Genomic DNA, 2,644 nt, shown 5'->3' on the forward strand with positions numbered 1-2,644 from the left:
GTCCCCCCATCTTCAGACAGGATTTCACGTGTCCCGCCCTACTTGTCGTACACCCAGTTCTTTCACAATGTTTTCGCCTACGGGGCTATCACCCGCTATGGCCGCACTTTCCAGAGCGTTCGGCTAACACTGCAAATAAAGAGTACAGGCTGATCCCATTTCGCTCGCCACTACTTTGGGAATCTCGGTTGATTTCTTTTCCTGCGGTTACTTAGATGTTTCAGTTCACCGCGTTCGCTTCACGCAGCCTATGGATTCAGCTACGGATACTCCATTAGGAGTGGGTTTCCCCATTCGGACATCTCCGGATCAAAGCTTGTTTGCCAGCTCCCCGGAGCTTTTCGCAGGCTACCGCGTCCTTCATCGCCTGTGATCGCCAAGGCATCCACCACATGCACTTGTTCGCTTGACCCTATAACGGGTGTGTCTCAGTTCAGACGCACGCGCTACAGGTTGAGTATTCGTGTTGCGCCGTATTCCAAAGCGATCTCTCGATCACTTATAAAATACATCGATACAATCACAACCCTGATTCACCTACTCACGCACCCATCTCCAGGCCCGCTTTCGTGAATCTCTTTACTACTTCTTCCTGATTGTTAAAGAACGACAGCCGATCATGAGTTGCCTCACATCGCGCTGACTGGCTCAATCGCCAATGCGCAACGCTCTGCATGTGTGCAGAACCCTGCGCATTGAGGATTGGTGGAGGATGACGGGATCGAACCGACGACCCCCTGCTTGCAAAGCAGGTGCTCTCCCAGCTGAGCTAATCCCCCAGTCATACAGCACACACTCCAGAGGGGCTCACCCGACCAGCTCACCAGACAAGACAGTGGTGGGTCTGGATGGATTCGAACCATCGACCCCCGCCTTATCAAGACGGTGCTCTAACCGACTGAGCTACAGACCCCTGAGTCTGTCTGCGTTGCTTCTCTAAACCACAGCCGATAAGCGTGAGCACTTGAATGCACTGAATGCATAGCTCTGGAAAGGAGGTGATCCAGCCGCACCTTCCGATACGGCTACCTTGTTACGACTTCACCCCAGTCATGAATCCTACCGTGGTGACCGTCCTCCTTGCGGTTAGACTAGCCACTTCTGGTAAAACCCACTCCCATGGTGTGACGGGCGGTGTGTACAAGACCCGGGAACGTATTCACCGCGGCATGCTGATCCGCGATTACTAGCGATTCCAGCTTCACGCACTCGAGTTGCAGAGTGCGATCCGGACTACGATCGGTTTTCTGGGATTGGCTCCACCTCGCGGCTTGGCAACCCTCTGTTCCGACCATTGTATGACGTGTGAAGCCCTACCCATAAGGGCCATGAGGACTTGACGTCATCCCCACCTTCCTCCGGTTTGTCACCGGCAGTCTCCCTGGAGTGCTCTTGCGTAGCAACTAGGGACAAGGGTTGCGCTCGTTGCGGGACTTAACCCAACATCTCACGACACGAGCTGACGACAGCCATGCAGCACCTGTGTGATGGCTCCCTTTCGGGCACTCCCGCCTCTCAGCAGGATTCCATCCATGTCAAGGGTAGGTAAGGTTTTTCGCGTTGCATCGAATTAATCCACATCATCCACCGCTTGTGCGGGTCCCCGTCAATTCCTTTGAGTTTTAATCTTGCGACCGTACTCCCCAGGCGGTCAACTTCACGCGTTAGCTACGTTACCAAGCCAATGAAGGCCCGACAACCAGTTGACATCGTTTAGGGCGTGGACTACCAGGGTATCTAATCCTGTTTGCTCCCCACGCTTTCGTGCATGAGCGTCAGTATTGGCCCAGGGGGCTGCCTTCGCCATCGGTGTTCCTCCACATCTCTACGCATTTCACTGCTACACGTGGAATTCCACCCCCCTCTGCCATACTCCAGCGCTGCAGTCACCAATGCAGTTCCCAGGTTAAGCCCGGGGATTTCACATCGGTCTTACAGCACCGCCTGCGCACGCTTTACGCCCAGTAATTCCGATTAACGCTCGCACCCTACGTATTACCGCGGCTGCTGGCACGTAGTTAGCCGGTGCTTATTCTTCCGGTACCGTCATCCCTCACGGATATTAGCCACGAGGTTTTCTTTCCGGACAAAAGTGCTTTACAACCCGAAGGCCTTCTTCACACACGCGGCATTGCTGGATCAGGCTTGCGCCCATTGTCCAAAATTCCCCACTGCTGCCTCCCGTAGGAGTCTGGGCCGTGTCTCAGTCCCAGTGTGGCTGGTCGTCCTCTCAGACCAGCTACAGATCGTCGGCTTGGTAGGCCTTTACCCCACCAACTACCTAATCTGCCATCGGCCGCCCCTTGAGCGCGAGGTCCCGAAAGATCCCCCGCTTTCCTCCACAGAGCGTATGCGGTATTAATCCGGCTTTCGCCGGGCTATCCCCCACTCCAGGACACGTTCCGATGTATTACTCACCCGTTCGCCACTCGCCACCAGACCGAAGTCCGTGCTGCCGTTCGACTTGCATGTGTAAGGCATGCCGCCAGCGTTCAATCTGAGCCAGGATCAAACTCTTCAGTTCAAACCTGTTACTGTTTTCGGTTTCGTCAGAAACCGGTCGCTCACTCAACGTACTGACGATGATCAATCCGTCTTTCGACAGATAAACCTTCCTCTAATACTGTGTGAGGCTTTCTGATAC

The 2,644-nt window shown here is 54.5% G+C and carries 2 tRNA genes and 2 rRNA genes; all 4 read right to left on the reverse strand.

What is annotated here, in order from left to right:
• A 23S ribosomal RNA gene (locus AB3X89_RS39285) occupies window positions 1–412 on the reverse strand; the annotation flags it as partial.
• Between the two features lie 291 nt (window positions 413–703).
• A tRNA-Ala gene (locus AB3X89_RS39290) sits at window positions 704–779 on the reverse strand.
• Window positions 780–836: 57 nt separating this feature from the next.
• Window positions 837–913: transfer RNA gene (locus AB3X89_RS39295), tRNA-Ile, on the reverse strand.
• A gap of 78 nt (window positions 914–991) precedes the next feature.
• Window positions 992–2,524, reverse strand: a 16S ribosomal RNA gene (locus AB3X89_RS39300).
• Window positions 2,525–2,644: the final 120 nt, after the last annotated feature.

The sequence above is a fragment of the Paraburkholderia sp. BR14320 genome (assembly GCF_040948665.1).
Lineage (GTDB): Bacteria > Pseudomonadota > Gammaproteobacteria > Burkholderiales > Burkholderiaceae > Paraburkholderia > Paraburkholderia youngii.